Annotated in this window: 25 protein-coding genes and 1 pseudogene; 17 read left to right on the plus strand and 9 right to left on the minus strand. The window is 35.9% G+C overall.

Going from position 1 to position 25,364, the window contains the following annotated elements; genetic code table 11:
• The first annotated feature begins 9 nt into the window (after positions 1–9).
• Positions 10–1,875 (plus strand): M1 family metallopeptidase, encoded by a 1,866-nt coding sequence (locus WH267_RS16330; RefSeq protein ID WP_340009750.1) that lies wholly within the window; start codon positions 10–12, stop codon positions 1,873–1,875.
• Positions 1,876–1,910: 35 nt separating this feature from the next.
• Here WH267_RS16330 and WH267_RS16335 read toward each other — a convergent pair whose 3' ends face one another.
• The 9 genes from WH267_RS16335 to clpB form a co-directional block, all read right to left on the minus strand.
• Positions 1,911–3,296 (minus strand): phosphatase PAP2 family protein, encoded by a 1,386-nt coding sequence (locus WH267_RS16335; RefSeq protein WP_340009752.1) that lies wholly within the window; start codon positions 3,294–3,296, stop codon positions 1,911–1,913.
• Between the two features lie 110 nt (positions 3,297–3,406).
• Positions 3,407–4,426, minus strand: coding sequence for a zinc metalloprotease (locus WH267_RS16340; RefSeq protein WP_115972737.1), 1,020 nt, complete (start codon positions 4,424–4,426; stop codon positions 3,407–3,409).
• A 394-nt stretch (positions 4,427–4,820) separates the two neighbouring features.
• Positions 4,821–5,840, minus strand: a complete 1,020-nt coding sequence (locus WH267_RS16345; protein ID WP_123321537.1) for a zinc metalloprotease — start codon at positions 5,838–5,840, stop codon at positions 4,821–4,823.
• 246 nt (positions 5,841–6,086) lie between these two features.
• A complete protein-coding gene (locus WH267_RS16350; RefSeq protein ID WP_340009755.1) occupies positions 6,087–6,728 on the minus strand; it encodes a response regulator transcription factor in 642 nt (213 codons plus the stop codon).
• The gene (locus WH267_RS16355) at positions 6,725–7,381 is read right to left on the minus strand and encodes a sensor histidine kinase (protein ID WP_228455802.1); all 657 of its coding nucleotides are present in this window, start codon (positions 7,379–7,381) and stop codon (positions 6,725–6,727) included. The genes WH267_RS16350 and WH267_RS16355 overlap by 4 nt, the downstream gene beginning before the upstream one ends.
• Before the next feature lie 107 nt (positions 7,382–7,488).
• Positions 7,489–8,136, minus strand: a complete 648-nt coding sequence (locus WH267_RS16360; protein WP_115972733.1) for a hypothetical protein — start codon at positions 8,134–8,136, stop codon at positions 7,489–7,491.
• Positions 8,137–8,162: 26 nt separating this feature from the next.
• Positions 8,163–8,684: a hypothetical protein gene (locus WH267_RS16365; RefSeq protein ID WP_340009759.1), complete on the minus strand. Its 522-nt coding sequence runs from the start codon at positions 8,682–8,684 to the stop codon at positions 8,163–8,165.
• 184 nt (positions 8,685–8,868) lie between these two features.
• Entirely contained in the window at positions 8,869–9,021 is a 153-nt protein-coding gene (locus tag WH267_RS16370) for a hypothetical protein (RefSeq protein WP_165852287.1), read from the minus strand.
• A 247-nt stretch (positions 9,022–9,268) separates the two neighbouring features.
• Positions 9,269–11,863 (minus strand): ATP-dependent chaperone ClpB, encoded by a 2,595-nt coding sequence (clpB, locus tag WH267_RS16375; RefSeq protein WP_340009760.1) that lies wholly within the window; start codon positions 11,861–11,863, stop codon positions 9,269–9,271.
• 291 nt (positions 11,864–12,154) lie between these two features.
• Here clpB and WH267_RS16380 point away from each other — a divergent pair, with 291 nt between their 5' ends.
• The 16 genes and pseudogenes from WH267_RS16380 to WH267_RS16455 all read left to right on the plus strand — a co-directional run bounded on the left by WH267_RS16380 (position 12,155) and on the right by WH267_RS16455 (position 25,273).
• Positions 12,155–12,805, plus strand: coding sequence for a TetR/AcrR family transcriptional regulator (locus WH267_RS16380; protein WP_228455803.1), 651 nt, complete (start codon positions 12,155–12,157; stop codon positions 12,803–12,805).
• A 302-nt stretch (positions 12,806–13,107) separates the two neighbouring features.
• Entirely contained in the window at positions 13,108–14,424 is a 1,317-nt protein-coding gene (locus WH267_RS16385) for a phenylacetate--CoA ligase family protein (protein ID WP_123321542.1), read from the plus strand.
• Complete coding sequence (locus WH267_RS16390) at positions 14,424–15,509, plus strand: 2Fe-2S iron-sulfur cluster-binding protein (RefSeq protein WP_123321543.1); 1,086 nt, start codon at positions 14,424–14,426, stop codon at positions 15,507–15,509. Before WH267_RS16385 ends, WH267_RS16390 begins: the two co-directional genes overlap by 1 nt.
• A gap of 113 nt (positions 15,510–15,622) precedes the next feature.
• The gene (paaA, locus tag WH267_RS16395; RefSeq protein WP_123321544.1) at positions 15,623–16,561 is read left to right on the plus strand and encodes a 1,2-phenylacetyl-CoA epoxidase subunit PaaA; all 939 of its coding nucleotides are present in this window, start codon (positions 15,623–15,625) and stop codon (positions 16,559–16,561) included.
• A gap of 112 nt (positions 16,562–16,673) precedes the next feature.
• Complete coding sequence (gene paaB / locus WH267_RS16400) at positions 16,674–16,955, plus strand: 1,2-phenylacetyl-CoA epoxidase subunit PaaB (protein ID WP_034679196.1); 282 nt, start codon at positions 16,674–16,676, stop codon at positions 16,953–16,955.
• Positions 16,956–17,061: 106 nt separating this feature from the next.
• Positions 17,062–17,811 (plus strand): 1,2-phenylacetyl-CoA epoxidase subunit PaaC, encoded by a 750-nt coding sequence (gene paaC, locus WH267_RS16405; protein ID WP_340009767.1) that lies wholly within the window; start codon positions 17,062–17,064, stop codon positions 17,809–17,811.
• Positions 17,812–17,817: 6 nt separating this feature from the next.
• Positions 17,818–18,627 carry an alpha/beta hydrolase gene (locus WH267_RS16410; RefSeq protein ID WP_340009769.1) on the plus strand — a complete coding sequence of 270 codons (810 nt, stop codon included), beginning with the start codon at positions 17,818–17,820 and terminating at the stop codon, positions 18,625–18,627.
• Between the two features lie 3 nt (positions 18,628–18,630).
• A complete protein-coding gene (gene paaD / locus WH267_RS16415) occupies positions 18,631–19,095 on the plus strand; it encodes a 1,2-phenylacetyl-CoA epoxidase subunit PaaD (RefSeq protein WP_340009770.1) in 465 nt (154 codons plus the stop codon).
• 152 nt (positions 19,096–19,247) lie between these two features.
• Positions 19,248–20,048 carry an enoyl-CoA hydratase-related protein gene (locus WH267_RS16420; RefSeq protein WP_340009772.1) on the plus strand — a complete coding sequence of 267 codons (801 nt, stop codon included), beginning with the start codon at positions 19,248–19,250 and terminating at the stop codon, positions 20,046–20,048.
• Positions 20,049–20,084: 36 nt separating this feature from the next.
• Positions 20,085–20,437: pseudogene (locus WH267_RS16425) on the plus strand (four helix bundle protein).
• Between the two features lie 40 nt (positions 20,438–20,477).
• Positions 20,478–21,608 carry a 3-hydroxyacyl-CoA dehydrogenase NAD-binding domain-containing protein gene (locus tag WH267_RS16430; RefSeq protein WP_340009774.1) on the plus strand — a complete coding sequence of 377 codons (1,131 nt, stop codon included), beginning with the start codon at positions 20,478–20,480 and terminating at the stop codon, positions 21,606–21,608.
• Between the two features lie 77 nt (positions 21,609–21,685).
• Positions 21,686–22,003 carry a hypothetical protein gene (locus WH267_RS16435; RefSeq protein ID WP_115972723.1) on the plus strand — a complete coding sequence of 106 codons (318 nt, stop codon included), beginning with the start codon at positions 21,686–21,688 and terminating at the stop codon, positions 22,001–22,003.
• Positions 22,004–22,008: 5 nt separating this feature from the next.
• Positions 22,009–22,422 carry a PaaI family thioesterase gene (locus tag WH267_RS16440; protein WP_115972722.1) on the plus strand — a complete coding sequence of 138 codons (414 nt, stop codon included), beginning with the start codon at positions 22,009–22,011 and terminating at the stop codon, positions 22,420–22,422.
• Between the two features lie 108 nt (positions 22,423–22,530).
• Entirely contained in the window at positions 22,531–23,736 is a 1,206-nt protein-coding gene (gene pcaF, locus WH267_RS16445) for a 3-oxoadipyl-CoA thiolase (RefSeq protein ID WP_340009776.1), read from the plus strand.
• Positions 23,737–23,833: 97 nt separating this feature from the next.
• Positions 23,834–24,427, plus strand: coding sequence for an acyltransferase (locus tag WH267_RS16450; RefSeq protein WP_115972720.1), 594 nt, complete (start codon positions 23,834–23,836; stop codon positions 24,425–24,427).
• A gap of 18 nt (positions 24,428–24,445) precedes the next feature.
• Positions 24,446–25,273, plus strand: a complete 828-nt coding sequence (locus tag WH267_RS16455; RefSeq protein ID WP_340009779.1) for an alpha/beta hydrolase — start codon at positions 24,446–24,448, stop codon at positions 25,271–25,273.
• Positions 25,274–25,364: the final 91 nt, after the last annotated feature.

Raw genomic sequence — 25,364 nt, forward strand, 5'->3', positions numbered from 1 at the left:
GAGATCATTATGAAGAGAATTTTTTCCGGAATGTTGGTGGTTGTTTCATTGCTACAATTGTCTGCCCAGGAATTGTATATGCCGAGAAATATTAAAAAAGCTTATGAAAAAGGGACCCGTGATATTTCCGGAGCACCGGGTAAAAACTACTGGCAGAATAAAGGAATTTACAATGTTGAAGTAAAAGTAGATGCCAATACAAAGATTGTTTCCGGAAAAGAAACCATTATGTATACCAATAACAGCCCGGATAATCTCAATGAGCTGGCAATAAGATTTGTGAATAACCTACACAAACCGCAGTCTCCAAGGTCAGGAACTGTTTCCAAAGACTTTTTGTCCACAGGGCTTAAGATTAAATCATTCATTGTAAATGGAGAAAAGTATGACATCAACAGTGATGATTGGGGAACTGTTGAAAAAGTAAAATTAAAATCAGCTTTAAAATCAAAATCAAAATCAGAAGTAAAGATTGAATGGGAATATCCATTGTCTGTACAAAGTGGAAGAGAAGGTCAGATTGATCCGGAAACATTCTATGTTGCATATTCCTTCCCAAGAATTTCTGTGTATGATGATTATAACGGATGGGATATGCTTCCGCATTCTGACAGACAGGAGTTTTATAATGACTTTAATGATTATAGCTTTGCTATTACTGCACCCAAAAATTATGTCGTTTGGGCAACAGGAGATTTCCTGAATCCTGAGGCCGTTCTTCAGCCAGAATATTTAAAAAGATATAAAGCTTCTTTGAAAAGCGATAAACTAATGCATATCGCTACAGAGCAGGAAATGAAATCCGGAAAGGTAACCCAGCAGAATAAATGGAATGTCTGGAAGTTTAAAGCCAGCCATATTACAGATTTCTGCTTTGCATTGAGTAATCATTATGTATGGGATGCTGCCAGCGTTCAGCTGAAAACCAAAAGAGCTAGTGTTCAGGCAGGATATAAAGCCGGAGCAAAAGATTTTGAACACTATGTAGACTGGATGCGTTACAATCTGGACTGGTTTTCCAAAAACTGGCCGGGAGTAGAATATCCTTATAATGTAATGACAGCTATTCAAGGGTATGCCGATATGGAATATCCGATGATGATTAACGATACAAGTATTCCGGATGACCTTAAGGATGCCAGGCTTACTGCGGATCATGAGATTGCCCATACTTATTTCCCTTTCTACATGGGAATTAACGAAACGAGATATGCTTTTATGGATGAAGGCTGGGCAACTACTTTAGAGTATCTGATCGGAATTGATGAGAATGGTGAAGCTGCAGCAAAAGAGTTTTATAAAAATTTCCGTGTAAAAAGATGGATCAATGACCCTTCAGCAGAGCAGGATCAGCCGATCATTACAATGAGTACGCAGGTAAGTGGCTCTGGATACGGGAACAATTCATATGTGAAATCATCCCTGTCTTATCTTGCATTAAAGGATTATCTGGGGGATGAACTGTTTAAAAAGGCGTTACATCATTATATGGACAACTGGAATGGAAAACACCCAGTTCCTTGGGATTATTTTAATTCTATGAGTACAGGTTCCGGTAAAAATCTTAGCTGGTTCTTCCAGAATTGGTTCTATACCAATAATTATATTGATTTAAAATTTGCAGGAGTCAATCAAATGAACGATTTACTTACAGTGAATGTAGTTAATACAGGTGGTTTTGCTATCCCTTTTGATGCCATATTATCTTATGAAGACGGAAGTACTGAGAAATTGCATTTTTCACCTTCTGTCTGGGAAAAAGACCAGAAACTTACTGATCTGGTAATTCCTATTAAGAAAAGAGTGAAATCTGTACAGCTGGACGGAGATATTTTTATGGATTATACGCCAGCAGATAATACTAAAACATTATAAAAGTAAAAGCCTTCAGATCCGAAGGCTTTTTTATTTTAGAAAAATGCGGTTAATCTCAAACCCAGTGTAATATAACTTATTTTTTCTTTAGCAATAAGATTATTCAGTTCCTGATCCAGTTCTGCACTTTCTTTGATATCATCGCTGAAATGATAACGGATGGTAGAATTGATCAGATTGTAATCTGTATAAAAAGTAAGGCCTAATCCAGGATTAAACTTATAGGTCATAGAAGCTCCTGTGTTCCAACGGAAAGCGGGTTTAGGTTTGTACCTGGCTATCTGTAACTCATGACTAGGGGCATCTATATTATCTCCTTTTACAAATACTTTTCCACTGGCGGTGGCAGAATATCCACCGGTTACCTTTAGCATAAGCTGCCATTTATCAGAGAACTCATGAGAGAAATATGGTCCAATACCTGCAGCTAAGAAACCCATAGATTGGGTTTTAATTTCATGCTCACCAAAATCCTGTCCGTCATCAAAAGTTATTCGCTGGGACTTGATCGGAAAGCTGCTGAAAGTAATATCTGCCCCCACGCCCCATTTTTTTGAAAAAAAGTAAGCCCCTTCCAATCCGCCTTCAAAACCGGTTTGTTTTTTGTCATCCAGTTCAGATTCTTTCAGGAAGTTGGTCGTACCCAATGCGGTTCCCATCTTTAGAGCAAGAAAGGATGGATAGTCATTTCCCTGTATTCTGGATAAAACACTTAAATTATCTCCTTTATTTTTATAAATTTTATCAATAAAAAAATACCCGAGTTCTGTGGATATAATCCCGATTCCTGCACCGGCAAGAATATCAGGAACCCAGTGTCTGTTATTTAAGTTTCGTCCCAATCCAGTAATGGCGGCAGAACCGTACCCTGCAATACTGTAGGCCGGGTTTACCATCCCGTATTCCTTGTGTAGAAAACTGGCATTGGTAAAGGCCATTGCTGCATGCCCTGACGGAAAAGCGTTGTTTTTGGACCCGTCCGGACGTTCAACTTTTGCAGTATATTTGATAGAATTGACTAAAATTCCCATAATCAGCAAACTGGCACCATAAGATAAAGTAGCTCTTCCAACATTGTTTCGCCCTTTTACTCCTCCCAGTTTAAGACCATAAACGGCTACAGCTGGAGCATACTGAAGGTAATCATCATATTTGACTTTAAAGTTGGGCAGGTACCGGTTTCTTACCTCACGGATATTTTCTTTTTCCCCCCATGTAGCTGCTGCTGCAGTAAAAAGGATAGCTGGAGCCACAGATTTTTTTACCCAATCCTTTTTAAAAAATGGAGTAGATTCTTTTAGAGGTGAATTGGTGTTGATTAAAGCAATATCTTGCTGAAGATTTCGAGATTGAACAGTATCCTGTGCTTTATAACTATATAAATGCAGTAGAATCCCTGATGCTAGGGCTATTTTTTTCATCCTTGTGACTGTGAAATTTTAAATCGGGTAAAAATAAAAAAAAAAGTCTATCCCAAAAATTGAGATAGACTATTTTAATAATTTTATAATATAGTAAGTGATGTTGTTGACTATCTTAACCCAGATCTTGGTCCGGATGCTGATACTACAGCCTGCATTCTTGTTTTTTGATTCGCAGAGAACATAACCATAGACTTGTCATCTACATAATCCATATAGTTCATGAACATTTGAGAACGGCTTACTCCTCCACAAACTCTATTTAAAGGATATGTTGGATTTCCATAGTTAGGACCAGGAGAGGTTGGTGTGTCATTAGAATAATCTGTCTGGCATCCTGCATTAGATGATCCCCAAAGATGTGGAAGGTTTAGATAATGCCCTACCTCATGCGTTACTGTTCTTCCTAAGTTGAATGGTGCAGAGGCTCCGGTTTTTCCTATATACTGATATCCTATTACAAGACCATCATACCATTGTCCTGCATGTTCCGGATAATAAGCATAGCCTAGAGTTCCGGGCTGGCTGTTTTCATCAAGAATTGAATTGACAACCCAGATATTCATATTTTTATTCACATCAGTAGCATTAATACCTCCAGTAGTCGCTTTTTTCATCTCTTCTAGATCAGATCTCCAGCCAGTTTTTGAGCTTTGCTTGCGGTTGGTTGCTACTAGTTTGAAACGGATTTTTACATCTCCTGCTGCTGAAGGTTGAAATGCAGAAGGAATTTTATTAATGTCGGAATTGGTGGCACCATAATCAGCATTGAGTACAGCAATTTGTTCTGCGATTCTTGCATCAGAAACGTTTTGGGTAGAAGTATTGTAGATAACATTAAAAACAACTGGGATCTCAACAGTTCCGTCTGCAAGTACTTTTCCTAATTTAAGTTTTTCTGCAAATTTTTCGGTACTGAACTCAATCTCGGCCATTTTTTGTTGGAGTGCCGGATTTTTCAGAAGCATTGCTTGTCTTATTTCTTCAGACGGACATTTTCTCTGGGTAGCAGTTGATGCAGTAGGAGAAGCTTCTGAATTCATTGAGGATTCATTTTGATTGGTAATGCTGTCATTATTACAGGCTGACATAAAGCTCAGAATTAGAGCTCCTAAAAAGAGTTTTTTCATATCGTTATAATATAATGTGGTTGAGAGTATGAAATTATATTATTTAAAATTAATATGCAAGTTTTTTGTCTAAATTCTTAATAAATGTTTATTTTATTCATGTTTTAATTGAATATATTTCAATATAATTACGTTTGTTTTGTATTTTAATCAATTATTGATTATTGTTTTATATTTCACTTTTAAGTGTATTTTTAAATGAAAATAAATTATATTTTTTTGTTATTTATAGAATATTTTTCGCAATGAATTAATCAATAAAATAGCTTTAAATGAGAGTTGTAATTATTGATTTATTTATCTTATTCTTCTTAGTGTATGGTTTTGATGTGGGGGAAATAAAAAAACTATCTCAATTTGAGATAGTTTTTAAAAATTTTTAAAAAATGGATTTTTAATTAACTCTTAATCCAGCTCTTAATCCATTAGCTGCTACTACAGATTGCATTTTTGTTTTTTGCCCTGCAGTAAACATATATAATGATTTGTCATTAGAGTAATCCATATAATTCATAAACATTACAGATCTCTTCACGCCATAGCATGTATTGTAAAGCGGATAAGTTGGGTTGCCAGTATTAGAAGTTGTTTGGGTAGGAGTATCTGCAATAAGGTCATCTCCACATGTTGTATCTCCCCAGATATGTCTAAGTCCCATATAGTGACCAACTTCGTGAGTAGCTGTTCTTCCTAAGTTAAAATTAGCAGATGTTCCGGTTTTACCAAAAAATGGAGCTGCTATTACGATACCATCTTTCCATGTACCAGAATCTTCAGGCCATGATGAGTAACCAAGGATATCTCCTCTAGTATTAGGCATACGTCCCACTACCCAAATATTGAAGTTGTTTGTGGTATTTGTAGCATCAATTCCTCCTGTAGATGCTTTCTTCATTGTATTGTTGTTAACATCTGTTGTGCCCCATGATGATTTTGTAGTCGATTTTCTAACTGTATTCACTAGTTTGAATCTTACCTTTACATCACCTGCTTTTACTCCTTGAAACTCTGTAGGTATTTTTGAAACATCAGTATTTGTTCCACCATAATCAGCATTTAATACGGCAATCTGCTCTGCAATTCTTGTATCTGATACGTTCTCAGCAGTTGTGCTGTATAATACATTCACCACTACAGGGATCTCAACAGTTCCGTCTGCTAGAACTTTTCCCATAGCCATGTTTTTGGAAAAATTTGTCGCATTAGCTTCAAAATCAGCAACTTTTTGTCTTAATGCCGGATTGTTTTTTAAGGCTTCATTTCTCATTTCTTCTGAAGGACAATTTCTTTGTGTAGCACTGAAAGGAGAAGAAGCTTCTGAATTCATTGGTGTTTCATTTTGGTTGTTTACGCTGTCATTATTACAGGCAGTCATTAATCCCAGAGCAAGAGCTCCAAATAATAGTTTTTTCATATCGCTTTTAAATTTTGAGATTGTGAAATTATATTATTTGAAATTGATATGCAAATTATTTTGTATTTTATTTAAATTATTCTCATTTAATAGTTGTTTTAGTTGTGTATTGTTTATTTAAAATAGCATTATATTGAATTTTAATTAAAATCGAATATATTTGATGTATTTCACAATTAAGTGGGTTGAGTGAAATAAAAAAATTCTATAACGAATTATTTTTATAGAATTTTTTTAATATTACTATTAGTTGGCAAAGCCATTTTTAATGGCAAAAACGGCTAGCCCGACACGGGTTTTTAAATCCAGTTTTTCACATAGCTGATCTCGGTAGCTTTCTACGGTTCTGGGACTGCAGCACATTCTATCTGCAATTTCTTTATAGCTAAGCTCAGTTACAGTATATTTCAGGAATTCCTTTTCCCGCTCAGAAATTTTTATGACTATTTCTGCTTCATTAGCTTTGTTGAGGTTCGAGAATATGATCTTAGAAGCCCATTCAGGGTAAAAAAAACCGTCGTTATTTAATCTTGTAAGTGCTGTTTCCAGGTCTTTTGGATGGGTGTTTTTTAAAAGATATCCCTTAGCTCCATTTTTAATCATTTTGATCACACTATTGTCATCGCCCTGCATACTGAGTGCCATTACTTTGATATCCGGATGATTTTTGGAAACCCAGGCAGCGGTTTCAAAACCATCCATAATGGGCATACTCACATCCATGAGAATGATATCCGGAATTGCATTTCCTTCTTCAAATTTTTGAATCAGATCTTTACCGCTTTCGCAGACATAGATGACTTCAAACTCACCGAAGTTACCGATAATTCCTTCCAGGGCTTTGGCAATAAGTATATGATCGTCAACAATTACAATTGTTTTTTTCATGGCTGTTTTTTTAAAATGATATTGAGTTGGGTACCTATATTTTCTTCACTTTCAAGAAGGAAGTCGGCACCGATGATTTCCGCTCTGTTTTTCATATTGGTGAGACCTATTCCGTTAGATTTTGTCTGGTTGGTATCAAATCCGACTCCGTCATCACGGATGGTGAGCTCCCAAAGTATGTTCTCTGAGGTATTCAGACTGATGAATATATTTTTGCAGTGAGAGTGTTTTATACTGTTTTGAATAAATTCCTGAGTGATTCTCAATAAAAGGTTTTTATGCACAAAACCCAGATCCAGCTGGTCAAAATTATGTTCAAAACTGATCAGACATTTCTTGAGTGAATTGGTATTGTCAACCTCTTCCTGAATTAATGTCACGATTTCCTTTTGGCTGATATTATCATCTGTAAGAGTTTTTGAAAGGCTGCGGAGGTCCTGTAGAGACTGATTGATAATTTGTGAAACCTGGTCAATTCTTTCACTGGCTTCCGGAACCTTGTTCTCATAAAGCATCTGTTGTACATATAAACTCACTAAAGTCAGTTTTTGTCCGATATTATCATGAAGTTCGCGCCCGATCTGCTGCATGGTGGCCTGCTGGATTTCCAGCTGAGTAGACAGAAGCTCTCGCTGGTGAATTTCATTTTTCATTTCAATTTCATTCAAATATTCTTTTTTTCGCTGTCTGTAATTCCGGATATAGATAAATATGGCAACTACAAACATCAAAAAAAAGATGTTGAATGAAATAAAAGTTATTAAGAGCTCTGTTTTCCCCATATGAATGAACTTGCAAATAAAATATACATAACTGCTCCTGACACCTGGAAATATATAAAATAAATATCCCAGATTTCTATATATTTCCACAGGAGAGAGTTAAATGCCATAAATGGCTGATTGGCAATATAAAAAAGTGTTATTCCCAGATTAATATAAAACATTTTGTTTTTACTGAAATTGAGAATGTCAGATGAGTTAACCTGTTTATAATACTCCATGATGACAAGAGCCATTAAGAACAGGCAGCCTATATTATAATTGAAAGAAAAGATAACTTTCTTTTCCGGGAAAAAAAGAGCCTTGAGAAGATATGTTAAAAGATATGCTCCCGTCATAATATAGAACAGTTTTACTTTCTTCAGAGATTTTTTTGCATACAGCCAATAAAAAAATATAAACTGCAACGGAATCACAAAGTAGTTGTAAAAATATATCCGGTCTATTTTAAGCGGTTTTTCTCCCCATTTTACAGCTGATTCGCAGAGGAAAATAAGAACGAGATAGATGGCCAGATATTTCCAGTGTTGTTTTTTTACACGGTTGTAATAAATCAGAGAGACTAAAGCTGCAATGCCTTCCCCCACATACATGAATGATGCAAAAATTTTTTGAATCTCAGTCATACTGTGTTTAAGAATATGAATGGTAATTAATAAGATTCATTGATTGAGGGTGATGGTGGAATAAGCGTTCCACTATTTTCACCAAGATTACTTGGTTTGGTGCTTTTAAGTGCATTTAAAGCAACAGATTTCCCTTCGTTGTGCAGAGAATTAAAATCATAGTGAAGCGTTTCTCCCTCAGCATTTTCTCTTTTCATCGTTGGGATCATAACCAAAGTATGTCTTTCAGAATATTCCTGCGGGACAGGGTGGCTGTCCATAATCTCCCAGTCTTCAATTTTTGGATAAGCGGCATAATAAAATCTGATTCCCAGATCTTCCTGTGTACACTCAGGATTTACAGCCCTGGCTTCCTGCTCTATCAGACTGATAAAATCTTTCAGCTTAGGTAGATCAAACCATATGGAATGGGCATCATCTATCCCCATAGCTTCATTAATAGCATTCATCTGGTTTTGACGGTAGTTGTCGATAAGAGCTTTAATCAGATCATTTGACATTACTCCTGATCCCGAAGAATTGTGCTCATTAGTAGATTCTGTTTTCATAACTTAGTTTTATAGTAGGGTATCCTTATTTTCGCAAATTTCGCAAAAAAAATCATAGAAAATAGAATAGGAAATAGGGAATTATACTGTTATTTTTACCGTGTTTTTACGGGTTGTGTGATTCAAAAAAAATACAAATAAAAAGTTATAAAGAACAAAACGGAGAAAAGTTCTCCGTTTATATTTAAATGCAACCATATTTTTTAGGATCCCTGCAAACCAGACCTGCTGTACAGCAAAGCCCTGTAGGGCAGTTCCAGAATTCGTCACATGCAATCATTGGAGGAAGAACTCCACCATCAATTTTCTTTAATTCCTGTCTTTTTAACTTTTTCATACTGATTTTGTTTGAGTTATTAATTTGTTAGAAAGATAAAGGTAATTATATTTCACATTGAAAAGATATAATTTAATAAAATATATTCTAATGATTGGAGTTTGTGAGGATTTACCGGTTTAATAATCTTATTTTTTTAGCATTAATCAAACTTAAACAAGAGATATTAAAAAAATAAGTGCCGCAGATTTCTCTACAGCACTTATCTACAAAAATTAATGTATATGAAAAAAACTACTTTATTCTTTTATTGTTCAGTAGGTCTGAATACCAAGCCTGTTTCTACAAAATAATCCAGGGTTATTCTGTCACCATCGTTTACATTTCCTGCAAGGATTTCTTTAGACAGTTTATTCAATACCTCCTGCTGGATCACTCTTTTTAAAGGTCTTGCCCCAAATGCAGGATCATATCCTTTTTCCATCAGATAATCTACTGCGTCCTGAGTGAATGTCATAATGATGTTACGTTTTGCTAACATTTCATTGAATCCTCTCAGCTGAAACTGAACGATTTTTCCGATTTCTTTCTTTCTTAAAGGTTGGAACAGTACAATCTCATCAATTCTGTTCAGGAATTCAGGCCTTAATGTTTGTTTTAAAAGATCAAAAACTTCATCTTTGGTTTTATCCACAATCTCATCCTGATTCTCCTCGGTTAAGTTTTCAAAATTCTCCTGAATTAAATGTGAACCTAAATTTGAAGTCATAATGATGATTGAATTTTTGAAATTCACTACACGACCTTTATTGTCTGTTAAACGGCCATCATCTAAAACCTGAAGTAAAGTGTTGAAAACATCCGGATGTGCTTTTTCGATCTCATCTAAAAGTACTACTGAATAAGGTCTTCTTCTTACCGCTTCAGTCAATTGTCCGCCTTCATCATACCCTACATATCCCGGAGGCGCTCCTACCAACCTGGAAACACTGTGACGTTCCTGATATTCACTCATATCAATTCTGGTCATATTGTTTTCATCATCAAATAAGAACTCAGCTAATGCCTTTGCAAGCTCTGTTTTACCTACACCGGTGGTTCCTAAGAATAAGAAAGATCCAATTGGTTTTTTATCATCACTCAATCCAGCTCTGTTTCTTCTGATCGCATCTGCTACAGCCTCAATAGCTTCATCCTGGCCCACAACCCTGTGGTGGAGTTCTGCTTCCAGATTCAATAATTTATCTCTTTCAGACTGTAATAACTTGGTTACAGGAATGCCTGTCCATTTTGCAATGACTTCAGAGATATTTTCAGAAGTTACTTCCTCTTTGATAAGTTCATTCTGATGATTCTGCATTTCGAGTTCAAGTTTTGCCAATTCATCTTCTTTTTCACGAAGTTTTCCATATTGGATTTCCGCTACTTTGGCATAATCTCCTGCTCTGGAAGCTCTTTCAGCCTCTAATTTCAGAGATTCAATATCTTTTTTGATCTGGGTAAGATCCTCACTTTTCTGTTTTTCTTTCAGCCATTTGGCATTGATCTCGTTTCTCTGTTCGGAAATTTTAGCAATGTCTTCTTTTAAATGGTCAATTTTGGTTTGATTGCCTTCTCTTGAAATCGCAGCCAATTCAATTTCCAGCTGCATCAGTCTTCTGTCTAAAACATCCAGTTCTTCTGGTTTGGAGTTGATCTCCATTCTTAATTTAGCAGAAGCCTCGTCGATAAGGTCAATTGCTTTATCCGGCAAAAATCGGTCTGAAATATATCTTTGAGACATTTCCACGGCAGCAATAATTGCTTCATCTTTGATTCTTACTTTATGGTGAGCCTCGTATTTATCTTTAATTCCACGAAGAATGGAAATCGCAGATTCTGTGTCCGGTTCTTCCACCATTACTTTCTGGAAACGTCTTTCTAAGGCTTTATCCTTTTCAAAATACTTTTGGTATTCACTCAAGGTAGTTGCTCCAATTGCTCTTAATTCACCTCTAGCAAGGGCTGGTTTCAGAATATTGGCAGCATCCATAGCCCCTTCACCACCTCCGGCACCCACTAAAGTATGGATCTCATCAATGAAAAGAATGATCTGCCCGTCAGATTTGATCACTTCATTCACTACAGATTTCAGACGCTCTTCAAATTCCCCTTTATATTTTGCTCCCGCGATCAATGCTCCCATATCCAATGAATACAAGGTTTTATTCATGAGGTTTTCAGGAATATCACCACTGATAATTCTGTGAGCAATCCCTTCAGCAATAGCTGTTTTACCTACACCTGGTTCTCCAATAAGGATAGGGTTGTTTTTTGTTCTTCTGGAAAGGATCTGTAAAACTCTTCTGATCTCTTCATCACGCCCGATTACCGGATCCAGCTTTCCTTCAGCTGCTAACTCATTGAAGTTTTTAGCATACTTATTTAAAGACTGATAAGTTTCTTCTGAACTTGCAGAAGTAGCTTTGCTCCCTTTTCTTAATTCTTTAATAGCTCCTTCCAATAGTTTTTTAGTTACCCCCATGTCTTTCAACATTTGAGAAACTTCGGAACTGGTTTCAATAAGGGATAACCATAAATGTTCAATCGTTACATATTCATCACCCATTTTTTTAGCGATGTTCGGCGCGTCCAGCAATACTTTGTTTGCTGATTGTGAAAGATAAATATTTCCTCCCTGTACTTTTGGAAGCTTTTCTAAATTTTCGCGGTTGCGCTCTCTTACTAAATTGGCATCTGCTTCAGACTTTTTTAATAAGAAAGGTGATATATTTTCATCTACCTGAAAGATTCCTTCAAGGAGATGTTGAGGTTCAATACTTTGATTACCGAATTCCATGGCAACCTGTTGTGCTGCCTGGATGGCTTCTTGTGATTTTACAGTATATTGGTTTAAGTTCATATTTTATATATTTTTGGTAATGATTCGTTTAAGGTTTTGTTTTAAAAAAACATCAAGAAACTAAATTTTCAGGCTTAGCTTCTTAATGCCTATCAATTATTTAATCATGTAATCGAAGAGTGTATCGCAAAAATCATTCAATTATTAAATTTACAAAAAATATGGACAAAATTTCCGGATTATGTATTTTTAACGATAATTTAACTTGACAAAATTTCCGATTCTATAAAAATTTCTCTGAAATTGATGAACAAATAGTCAGCTTAAAGAAGAAAAGCCTGAAAAGTAAATTTGGAATTCACCGAATTTGCTGGATTCCAGTATTCAATTTATTTCAGAATAACTACTTTTGCATTTTTACAGATGGAACTTAAAGAAAAACAAAGGAAAATATTAAACGTAGCAGTAGAACTTTTCAAGGAAAAGGGCTATATGGGAAGCTCTGTTAGAGATCTTGCTACGAAGCTTAATATCAAGGCAGCATCCTTATATGCGCATATCCGTTCAAAAGAAGAAATTCTGGAGTGGGTTTGTTTTGGTATTGCACAGGAGTTTTTCGATGAGCTTCAGAAAGTAAAAAATACAGATATTGTTCCAAGGGAAAAACTGAATTTGTTTTTAGATAAACACCTGTCAGTTGTTCTTAAAAACCGTGATGTTACCCACATCTATTCCATAGAGTGGAGACATCTGGAAGAAAGACTTCCTGAATTTATAGAATTAAGGAAAAATTATCAGCAGGAAGTAGAACAGCTGATTTCCGAAATCTATCAGGCCGAAAACTGGGAACTGAAATCGCCCTCCTTTACTACAAGATTCATTCTTCATACCCTGAATAATTCTTATTTCTGGTTTAAAAGAAGCAGTGATTCTACAGATGAGATTACTGAAGAAATAAGGGATAAAATTCTTTATGGACTTCTGGGGAATCAAAGCAAGTAATATAGTTTTGTCATTCTGACGAATGAAGAATCTCTATAATTATCAGATCTTACTTAACATTTAGTTTTACATTTTAAAGAAATTTTCTTGAGATTCCACGTTCATTTCGTTCCGCTTTGAACGGTAAATAGCATTGGGAGCAGCTTCAAGGAACTTTTCTGTATTTTTTTGATTTGTAATGATTCATGAGTAATTTCAAATTAGTTATTTAGAATCATTCAAAATATGACGAAAATCATAAAAATTTTGCCAGCTTCCAAAATCATTTTTAAATTTACACCTAACAAATGTTAGTTAGTTTTATGGATTTTTCAGTTGAATATCTGGAGCTGGGTCAATTGAGACAGCTTCAATCCGACCGGTTAGTAAATCTCATGGGTTATCTGAACGAGAAATCGGAATTTTATAGAAGAAAGTTTAATGAATTGCAGATCTCTCCACAGGAAATAAGGTCAATTGATGATATCACGAAACTTCCGATTACTTATAAACAGGATTTAAGAGACAATTACCCATTCGGTTTATTTACAGTTCCTAAAACTGAACTTCAGAGGATTCACTGCTCAAGTGGGACTACAGGAAAACCAACAGTGGTGGGATACACAAAAGAAGATGTAGATCTTTTCAGTGAAGTGGTGGCAAGATCATTACATGCAGCAGGGGCAAGACCGGGAATGCAGCTACATAATGCTTATGGTTATGGGATTTTTACCGGAGGCTTAGGGCTTCATTACGGTGCAGAAATGTTGGGAATGAGTGTTCTTCCTATTTCAGGAGGAATGACAGCCAGACAGGTAGATCTTATTGTAGACTTCAAACCGGAAGTAATCTGCTGTTCCCCATCTTATGCTTTAACCATTGCTGATGAATTTGCTAAAAGAGGAATTTCTGCCGATGAAATCAGTCTTAAGTATGCAGTATTGGGATCAGAACCATGGACAGAAATTATCAGGGGGCATATTGAAGAAAGATTGGGTGTTCATGCAACCAATATTTATGGTTTGAGTGAAATTATCGGTCCTGGAGTTTCTATGGAAGACTTTGAAGAAAAAGGAGGTTCTTACATTTGGGAAGACCATTTCTATCCTGAAATTCTGGACCCAATTACCAAGCAGCCTGTTCCGTTCGGAGAAGAAGGAGTGCTTGTAATTACCACATTAACGAAAAAAGCAATGCCGCTTCTGCGTTACTGGACGAATGATATTACAAGTCTTTACTATGATGAAAATGCCAAAAGAAGCATGGTGAAGATGAAGCCGATTATTGGCAGAGCAGATGATATGCTGATCGTAAGAGGGGTAAACGTATATCCAAGCCAGATTGAAGAGGTATTTTCTCATGTAAAAGGAGTGGTTCCCAATTATTATTTAACTCCAATAGAAAAAGAACATATGTGTGTCGCCTTAGATATTGATGTTGAAATAGATGATGAGCTGGTCAATACACAAAAAATACAAGCAAATACCGATGATTATTTTAATTTTGTCGGAAGCTTTGGGAAAAATATTGAAAACGAAATAAAAAAGAGAGTAGGAATCACTACAAAGGTGAAAGTTCATGCTCAGGACAGTTTGCCGAAGTGCGAAGGTGGAAAAATTAATAGAATACTAAAAAAATAATGAATTCATTTTATAAACTTAAAACTGTAAAGGTTCAGAAGGATACTTCAGACGCTGTGAATGTAGCGGTAGAAATTCCTGAAGAACTGAAAGACAAGTTCAGGTTCAAACAGGGACAGTACCTTAATTTCCGAATGATGATCAACGGAAATGAAGAGAGACGTTCTTATTCTATCTGCAATGCTCCAAGCGAAAAAAGCAATACCCTGGAAGTTTTGGTGAAATTGCTGGAAAACGGAAAAGTATCAGGATATTTCAATGAGCATCTTCACATGGATGAAATGCTGGAAGTAATGCCTCCAATGGGAGGTTTCAATACTTCTTATCACCCTACCAATATAAAAACTTATATAGGATTAGCTGCAGGAAGCGGAATTACACCGGTTTTATCCAATATCAAAGAAAGCCTTTATCAGGAGCCTAACAGCAATGCTTACCTGTTTTACAGCAACAGAAGTATGAATCATGTTTTAAGAAAAGCTGAAATTGATAAGCTGGTAGAGCAGTTCAATGGAAGACTGAAAGTGATTTATCTGGTAAGCCGTGAGAAACATGAAGATCCAGTTTTTGAAGGAAGAATTTCCGCAGAAAAATTAGATCAGCTGTTTGAAAGATACACCGAGATCGATGTAAAAGAAGCAACTTATTTCATTTGTGGTCCTTCAGAGATGATTAAAGGCATCGCAGATTATTTAAAGAAAGATAAAAAAGTACCGGCAATTCAGGTTCTATTTGAATATTTCACAGCCCCTGACGAAGAGAATACAGAGGAAATGAGTGATGAATTCAAAGCGATTGCCAATATTGAAAGTATGGTAACGGTCATTATTGATGATGATGAATATTCGTTCCACCTTAATTCCAAAAAAGAAAGTATCTTAGATAAAGCATTGAAAGACAATCTTCCTGTGCCTTTTGCATGTAAAGGAGGAGTTTGTTGTACGTGTAAAGCGGAAGTTTTGGAGGGAGAAGTTTTCATGGAGAAAAACTACGCGCTTACCGAAGATGAAGTAGCCAGAGGTTACGTTCTGACCTGCCAATGTCACCCGACAACAAATGTGGTGATGCTTAATTATGATGTTTAATTCAATTTGAAAATGTGCCAATTTGGAAATTTGAAAATGGGTAATAGTTTATGCTCAGTTTCTCTAAATAATTTTCAAATTAACTAATTTTCAAATTCTCAAATTAAAAGATTATGGACTTAGAAAAATTTGTTCAATACGTTCACGAAGAAAATAAAGTAGAGCCAAAAGATGTAATGCCCGATGATTACAGAAAATTATTGGTTCGCCAGATTTCACAGCATGCCCATTCTGAAATCGTAGGAATGCTACCGGAAGCCAACTGGATTTCCAGAGCTCCATCATTAAGAAGAAAAATGGCACTTCTGGCTAAGGTTCAGGATGAGGCAGGACACGGTTTATACCTTTATTCTGCAACAGAAACCTTAGGAAACGGAAGCATCAGAGCAGACAGAGATGCTACTTACGATGATATGCTGGAAGGAAAAGCAAAATATTCCAGTATTTTCAATTATCCGACTCTAAGCTGGGCTGATATCGGTGCTATCGGTTGGTTGGTTGATGGTGCTGCCATTATGAACCAGGTAATGTTGATGGGGAACTCTTACGGTCCTTATTCAAGAGCGATGGTGAAAATCTGTAAAGAAGAATCTTTCCACCAAAGACAAGGGTATGAGATCCTGATGGCGCTTTGCCGTGGTACAAAACAACAGAAAGAAATGGCTCAAGCTTCTTTAAACCGTTTTTGGTGGCCGGCTTTAATGATGTTTGGACCCAATGATGACAGCTCGCCAAACTCTAAAATCTCTATGAATTACAGAGTGAAAAGAGAAAGTAACGACAGTCTTCGTCAGAGATTTATTGACGTTACCGTTTCTCAGGCTGAATTCCTAGGATTAACGATTCCGGATAAAGATCTGAAATGGAATGAAGAAAGACAGCATTATGATTTCGGAGAACTTCCTTGGGGTGAATTCATGGAAATCTTAAAAGGAAATGGCCCTGCAAACAAAAAGCGTATTGAAACCAAGAGAAAAGCGCAAAGAGAAAATTCTTGGGTAAAAGAAGCAGCTGCGGCTTTTGCAGAAAAACAACAAAAAGAAGTAATATAATAATGTAACAATATACCAATGTAAAAATGTAACAATCAATTGTCATTCTGAGCAAAGCGAAGAATCTCATTGGTAAACTGGTACATTGATACATTGTTAAATTAATTTGACTATGGCAAATTTAGATATGTGGGAAGTGTTTATTCAGACTAAACCGGGATTATCTCACAAACACGTTGGAATTGTACAGGCGCCAACAGCAGAAATGGCTTTACAGAACGCAAGAGACGTTTATACAAGAAGAAAAGAAGGAACTTCTGTTTGGGTAGTTCCAAGTAAATATATTGTGACTTCGGAAGGGATAGATAAAGAAGCGTTCTTCGATCCGGCTGATGACAAACTATACCGTCACCCGACTTTCTACGATATTCCAAACGACGTAAAAAATATGTAATAAGAATAAGACTTGGAGATAATGGACGAAGAGATAAAAGACATTAAAGTGTACCTATCTATCATCTATCCGTCTATCATCTGTTAGTCTTCAAATCTACTAAACAATGAACCCATTATATAATTATTTATTAAAACTAGCAGATGACAGTTTCATTATGGGACAGCGTTTGTCTGCATGGTGCGGTGAAGGTCCTTATTTAGAGGAAGATATTGCATTAACGAATATTGCGTTGGATGAACTTGGGCAGGCCAATAACTTTTATGTGTATGCTTCAAGAGTGATTGATAACGGTAAAAATGAGGATGATATTGCCTTTTTAAGATATGAACACGAATATCTAAACGCACACTGGACAGAGCTTCCTAATGAAGATTATGCACAGACCATTCTTAAAGTATATGTTTTCTCTATATATCAGAAACTGATGTATGAAGCATTATCAAATTCTGCAGATGAAGAGTTATCTGCTATTGCTCAGAAATCATTAAAAGAAGTAAGATATCACTATACTCATACGGCATCCTGGATGAAGATTTTTGCTCAGGGAACAGAAGAAAGCCGCCAGCGTTTGGAAAAAGCCATCGAAAATATCTGGGAATACACCAAAGGATTATTTGCCAAATCAGAAGGTGAAGATGATCTTGTTGTGTTAAATATCGTTCCTGATGTTGATGAACTGTACAAAGAGTTTGTTGCCATTACAGAGAAAGATTTCCAAAGCTTTGGGTTAGAATATCCAACTGATCCGTTTATGCAGCCAAAATCCAGAACAGGATATCATACAGAATACTTTGGATTTATCCTTTGTGAGCTTCAGTATATGCAGAGAGCGTATCCTGGGTGTACCTGGTAGTAAGTCATGAAAAATATGCTTCTGGGAATACTTGCTTTTTTTCTTATAGCATACATACTGCTATGTGTAGGAATTTATTTCTATCAGGAGAAAATAATTTTTTATCCAGAAAAGTTACCTGAAAATTATAAGTTTAGTTTTGATGGTGATTTCGAAGAAATAGCAGTCAGAACAACAGATAATAAGCATTTGAGTTCAGTATTATTTAAAACTCAAAATCCCAAAGGAGTTATCTTTTACCTTCATGGAAACGGAGGATCAATAAAAGGCTGGAGTGAAGTCGCTCAATTGTATAAAAGTATGAATTATGATACGTTTATATTGGATTACAGAGGCTACGGTAAAAGCGAAGATCATATTAATAGTAAAGATCAGCTTTTTTCAGATGTTGAGAATGCTTACCAGGAGCTTTTAAAAAGATATCCGGAAAACAAAATTATTATTTTAGGATACTCTGTAGGAACAGGATTAGCTGCAAAATTAGCATCAGACCATCAGGCAAGATTGTTAATTTTACAAGCACCTTACTACAGTATGAAAGATGAAATGAGTCAGAAATTTTCATTTCTTCCTAAGTTTTTATTGAAATATAATTTTGAGACCAACGAATATTTAAAAACCGTTACATCACCTGTTATTATTTTTCATGGTGATAAAGATGAGGTTATTCATTATAATGCCTCTTTAAAACTTAAAAATAATTTCAAAAAAAGGGATAGCCTGATCGTATTAAAAGATCAGTATCACAACGGAATAACAGATAATTTGGACTATCAGAATTCAATGAAAACAATTCTTGGTTCTGATAAAAAATAGAATATGAATCAGCTTTTAGATTTATTAAAAACAATTCCCGATCCGGAAATTCCGGTGATTGATATTGTAGAATTAGGAATTGTAAGAGATGCACAGGTAACAGGTGAAAATTCCTGTGAGGTGATAATTACTCCTACATATTCCGCCTGTCCTGCAATGTTTACCATTGAAGAAGACATTATCAAGATGATGAAAGAAAACGGATGGGAAGCAAAAGTAGTCACCAAAATGTTTCCGATATGGACAACAGACTGGCTGACCGATGAAGCAAGAGAAAAACTACGTGCTTTCGGAATTACACCTCCGGAAAAAGGAGCGGATGAACATCACATCGGGAAACCGAAAAAATGTCCACGCTGTGGTTCGGAGCATACCAAACAGATCAGCAGGTTCGGGTCTACCTTGTGTAAGGCTTCTTATCAGTGCTTAGATTGTCTGGAACCTTTTGATTATTTTAAATGTCACTGATAGGTAACGCTGAATCAAAGTATAAGTTTAGCCCTAAAATTTACGGACTATGCAAAACATAACGATGATAGTGCTAGATTGTTAAATTGTTAGACAATTACATTGATTTATATTATTAAATTAGTACACTATTAAAAATAAAATACAAAACTATGTATACACAACTCGATATTGAATCGCATTTTGAAGGGAAGCTTAAAATAGCTTATCTGAATCAGCCTGAAACGATGAATGCACTTACAAAGCCTGCTTTAGCAGATCTTAGAGACTTCGTTAAAGAATGCAGCGAAGATGAAACCGTAAGATGTGTTGCTATTTCCGGAAGAGGCAGAGCTTTTTGTTCAGGCCAAAACCTTGAAGAAGCTTTTGCGGTAGGTAAAGAGCACCATGATCAGGATATTATCAGAAAAATTGTGGTAGACTACTACAATCCATTGGTAATGGAAGTTACCCGTTGCAAAAAACCGGTTATTGCATTGGTAAACGGACCTGCAGTAGGAGCAGGAGCAATGTTGGCTTTAATTTGCGATTTCGTATTGGCCAATAACAAAGCTTATTTTGCTCAGGCATTTTCAAATATCGGTTTGATCCCTGATACAGGAGGAACTTACTTCTTACCGAAGCTTTTAGGTAGACAATTGGCCAATTATTTAGCGTTCACAGGCAAAAAATTATCTGCTGAAGAATCTAAAGCTCATGGGCTTGTTGCTGAAGTTTTCTCTGAAGAAGAGTTTGGACCGAAATCAATGGAAATCCTTGAAAGAATGGCGAATATGCCAACCGCAGCAATTAAGTTAACAAAGAAAGCTTTTGCTAATTCTTATACCAATACTTTAAAAGAGCAGCTGGAATTGGAAGGGGATCTGCAACAGGAAGCTGCAGAAACAGAAGACTTCATAGAAGGTGTAAATGCCTTTTTACAGAAAAGAAAACCTGATTATAAAGGAAAATAAATCAATTTGAAAATGGGTTAATTTGAGAATTTGAAAATGAGAGACGATAGAGAAAATATTATTGTAAAGAAAATTTTTGGATTTGCATTAGATATTATTGAATTTTCTGAGGTCCTGTATAAAGCAAACAGATTTCCGCTTGCTAATCAAATTTTTAAATCCGGAACTTCAATTGGTGCAAACGTAAGAGACGCTCAAAATGCTGAGAGTAAGGCGATTTTATTCATAAAATAAAAATTGCTGCCAAAGGAGCAGGTGAAACTGAGTACTGGCTTTTATTGTGTTTACAATCACCATTCCTGAGTTCTCCGAATGAGAGTTTATGTAAAAATTTAAAAGAAGTTATATTAATTCTCTCTAAAATTATTTCAACGTCAAAAATTAAATAATTTTCAAATTAACTCATTCTCAAATTTTCAAATTAAAACTATGAATATTGGAATTATTGGGGCAGGAACCATGGGTGTTGGAATTGCCCAGGTAGCTGCAACAGCAGGATGCAAGGTCGTTTTATTCGATGCTAATGCTCCACAAATAGATAAAGCACTTACAGGGTTAGAGAAAACCCTTCAGAAATTAGCTGAAAAAGGGAAAATTTCCCAGGAAAAAGCTGCAGAGATCAGAAACAATATCGTTAAAGGTGAAGCCTTACAGGATTTAAAAGATTCTAACCTGGTTATTGAAGCGATCATTGAAAATAAAGATATCAAAACCAAAGTTTTTACAGAGCTTGAAACTTATGTTTCCGAAGACTGTATCATCGGTTCCAATACATCATCCATTTCTATCACCTCTCTGGGGGCAGAACTCAAGAAACCAGAGCGTTTCATCGGAATTCATTTCTTCAACCCGGCTCCTCTGATGCCTTTAGTAGAAGTAATTCCTTCTTTATTAACAGAAAAAACTTTAGCGGAAAAAATATACAACCTCATGAAAGATTGGGGGAAAACGCCTGTTATAGCTAAAGATATTCCTGGGTTCATCGTCAATAGAATTGCCCGTCCATATTATGGTGAGGCATTAAGAATTGTTGAAGAAAATATTGCAACACCAGAACAGGTAGATGATGCAATGAAAACCTTAGGAAACTTCAAAATGGGACCTTTTGAATTAATGGATCTTATTGGGGTTGATGTAAACTTTGCCGTAACAACAACAGTTTATAAAGATTATTTCTATGATCCTAAATATAAACCATCTTTACTTCAACAGAGAATGTCTGAAGCTAAACTGCATGGCAGAAAAACAGGAAAAGGTTTCTACGATTACAGTGAAGACGCTGTAAAACCAGAAGCACAGAAAGATGATGCTCTTTATCAGCAGATCTTCTTAAGAATTATTTCAATGCTGATCAATGAAGCTGTGGAAGCTAAAAGATTAGGGGTTGCAAATGATGAAGACATCGAACTGGCCATGCAGAAAGGAGTAAACTATCCAAAAGGATTATTAGGTTGGGGAAAAGAAATCGGATACTTAAAAATCTCTGAGACCCTACAGAACCTTTACAATGAATATCAGGAAGAAAGGTACAGACAAAGTCCTTTACTTCGTAAACTATAAACTATATAAATATATCAGCTTACCAATGTGATTCTTTAGCGAAACATTGATAAGCTGATATATTGTTAAATTAAAAAATGAATATAGAAGAATTCAGAGCAGAACTGGAAACAAGGCTTTTAATTGAGAAACAGTATTTGACTCAGGAAGCTTCATCCATAGAAGATAGTCAGGAAAGACTTGAATTGTTGGGGAAGTTTAATGAAAAATACAGAACGTTAATTCAAAGACTTGCCAATGAAAGTGGAATTGATTTAAACGCAATGTATGAAGGAGAAAATAGCTCTGATAATTCCGGTACTCATCTTTCATATGAACAGGTGATTCTGGGTAAGACCATGAGTGTTTACGACAAATTATCCGATGAATTATATGAAGAAATAACAAACGAATAGTAGAAATGAATCCAAGACAAGTAGCAGATTATATGTTCAATCAGGATTATTTTTCCCAATGGATGAATATCAAGATGATTGAAGTAAAAGAAAATTACTGTTTAATAGAGATGCCGATTAAGAAAGATATGATTAATGGGCTTAAAACAGTGCATGGAGGCGTAACGTTTGCTTTTGCAGATTCTGCACTGGCATTTTCATCCAACAATACAGGAGATGCTGCTGTAGCTTTAAACTGTATTATCAATTTTACCAAAGCTGGGAAAGAAGGGGATGTTTTCAGAGCAGAGAGCATTCTGGTGAATGATACCAGAAAGACGGCTGTTTATGACATTAAGATCACCAATCAGAACAATGAGCTGATTGCTAAGTTTGTAGGAACAGTATATAAAATCGGAAAAAAAGTAACAGAATTATAAAGAATTTGAAAATTTGAAGATGAGGTAATTTGAAAATTATTGTATTCTTTAAATCTTACTATCAGACATTTTCAAATTCTCAAATTGACTCATTTTCAAATTAAAATTATGAACAACGTATACATCATAGACTATGTCAGAACTCCCATTTCAAAACTACAGGGAGGATTATCAGAAGTAAGAGCCGATGATTTGGCAGCTATTGTTATCAAAGAAGTGGTTGAAAGAAATCCACAAGTTCCTGTAGAGGAAATTGAAGATGTAATTTTTGGATGCGCTAATCAGGCTGGTGAAGATAACAGAAACGTAGCCAGAATGGGACTTTTATTAGCCGGGCTTCCTTATAAAATAGGAGGTGAGACGGTAAACAGACTTTGTGCTTCAGGAATGTCTGCTGTGGCTAATGCTTTCCGTTCGATTGCAGCGGGTGAAGGAGAAATTTATATCGCCGGTGGAGTAGAGCATATGACACGTTCTCCGTATGTAATGTCTAAACCTAGTGCAGCTTTCGGAAGAGACAGTCAGATGTATGATACCACTTTCGGATGGAGATTTATCAATCCGAAAATGAAAGAAATGTATGGCGTTGACGGAATGGGTGAAACTGCAGAAAATCTGGCAGACATGCACCAGATCAACAGAGAAGATCAGGACAAGTTTGCCCTTTGGTCTCAGCAAAAAGCAACCAAAGCTCAGGAAAGCGGAAGATTAGCAGAAGAAATTGTAAAAGTTGAAATTCCACAGAGAAAAGGTGATCCGATTGTTTTTGAAAAAGATGAGTTTATTAAACCCACTTCTTCCATTGAAGGATTAGGAAAACTTCGTCCGGCTTTCAGAAAAGAAGGAACAGTAACTGCCGGAAATGCTTCAGGAATGAATGACGGAGCTGCTGCATTGATCTTAGCCAGTGAAGAAGCTGTAAAAAAATACGGATTAAAACCAAAAGCTAAAATCCTGGGATCTTCTGTAGCTGGTGTAGAACCAAGAATTATGGGAATCGGGCCTGTAGAAGCCACTCAAAAGCTATTAAAGAGATTAAACCTGTCTCTTGATGATATGGACATCATCGAACTAAATGAAGCCTTTGCAGCACAGGCATTAGCTGTAACAAGAAGCTTAGGTTTACAGGATAATGATGCAAGAATAAATCCAAACGGAGGAGCGATTGCCATCGGTCACCCACTGGGAGTTTCCGGAGCAAGAATCATTGGTTCTGCAGCCATGGAACTTCAGAAACAGGATAAAAAATATGCATTGTGTACCCTTTGTATCGGTGTCGGACAAGGCTATGCAATGGTCATTGAAAAAGTATAATCAATTTGAAAGTGGGATAATTTGATAATTTGAAAATGTTTAGTCACATTATTTATTTTCAAATTATCCCATTCTCAAATTCTCAAATTAAAAAAATATGAATATCTACTCATATCACGGAATCCGTCCCATCATAAAATCCTCTGCTTATATTCATCCACAGGCAGTGATTATTGGGAATGTAGAAATTGGTGAAGAAGTTTATATTGGTCCCAATGCAGTGATTCGTGGCGACTGGGGGAAAATTATCATTAAAGATGGAGCCAATGTTCAGGAGAACTGTACGCTTCATGTTTTCCCGAATATAGAAACGATTTTGGAAGAATCTGCCCATATTGGACATGGAGCAATTATTCACTCCGGACATATCGGAAAGAACTGTTTAATCGGAATGAATTCTGTGGTGATGGATAAAGCGTATATCGGTGATGAAAGCATCGTAGGTGCTCTGGCTTTTGTTCCTGCTAACTTCAGATGTGAACCGAGGAAACTAATTGTAGGAAGCCCTGCAAAAATTATCCGTGATGTCTCTGATGAAATGATTCATTGGAAGACAGAAGGAACAAAACTATACCAGGAATTGGCAAGAGAAGGAAAAGAAGCCATTCTTCCTTGTGAACCTTTTACTGAATACGTTCAGCAGATCCCTACAAAGATTGTAGATTACAGTATTTGGGATGATATAAAATAAATGACCTTAAAATTAAATATGATTAAAAGAATTGCTCTTGTATGCAGCATGATGTTTGCGGTAAATTGTAGCTTATCAGCACAGACTGTCAGTACAAAACCGCTTACAATAGGAGAAGTGAGGACTATTAAGTCTAAAACTCTGAATGAAGAAAGAACATTGAACATCTATCTTCCTCAAAACTTTGATAAAGCAAAATCATATCCAATCATCTATCTTTTAGATGGAAGTATGAATGAAGACTTTATCCATGTTACAGGATTGGTGCAGTTCTTTAACCAAATGTATGCCATGCCGGAAACTATTGTGGTTGGAATTGCGAATATAGACAGAAAAAGAGATTTTACTTTTCATACAGACTTAAAGGATTTACAGAAAGACTATCCTACAACAGGACATTCGGATAAGTTTATCACCTTTTTTGAAAAAGAACTGAAACCTTATGTGGAGAGCCAGTTTAAAACTACAGACAAATATCTGTTCGGACAGTCGCTTGGTGGGCTTTTAGCAACAGAAATCCTATTGAAGAAACCTGAAATGTTCAACAATTATTTCATCATCAGCCCGAGTTTATGGTGGGATGATGAAAGCCTTTTAAAGCAGGCTCCTCAATTACTTTCAAAATCTGCGGATACTAAAAAGTTCGTTTATGTTTCTGTAGGAAAAGGAGAACACCCTGTGATGATAAAAGATGCAGAAGGTTTATATGATGTTTTGAAAAAAGCAGGAAAGAAAAACTGGACAGTAGAATATAAAATGATGGAAACGGACAATCATGCAACGATTCTTCACAGAAGTTTATATGAAGGTTTGGTAAAACTTTTCCCATATCAGGAACCAAAATAATTAATCAATATAACACTATACCAATGTAAAAATGTAACAATCAATAGTCATGCTGAACGAAGTCGAAGCACCCATTGATCAACCGATACAT

The organism is Chryseobacterium sp. MYb328 (assembly GCF_037572595.1).
Taxonomy (GTDB): domain Bacteria; phylum Bacteroidota; class Bacteroidia; order Flavobacteriales; family Weeksellaceae; genus Chryseobacterium; species Chryseobacterium pennae.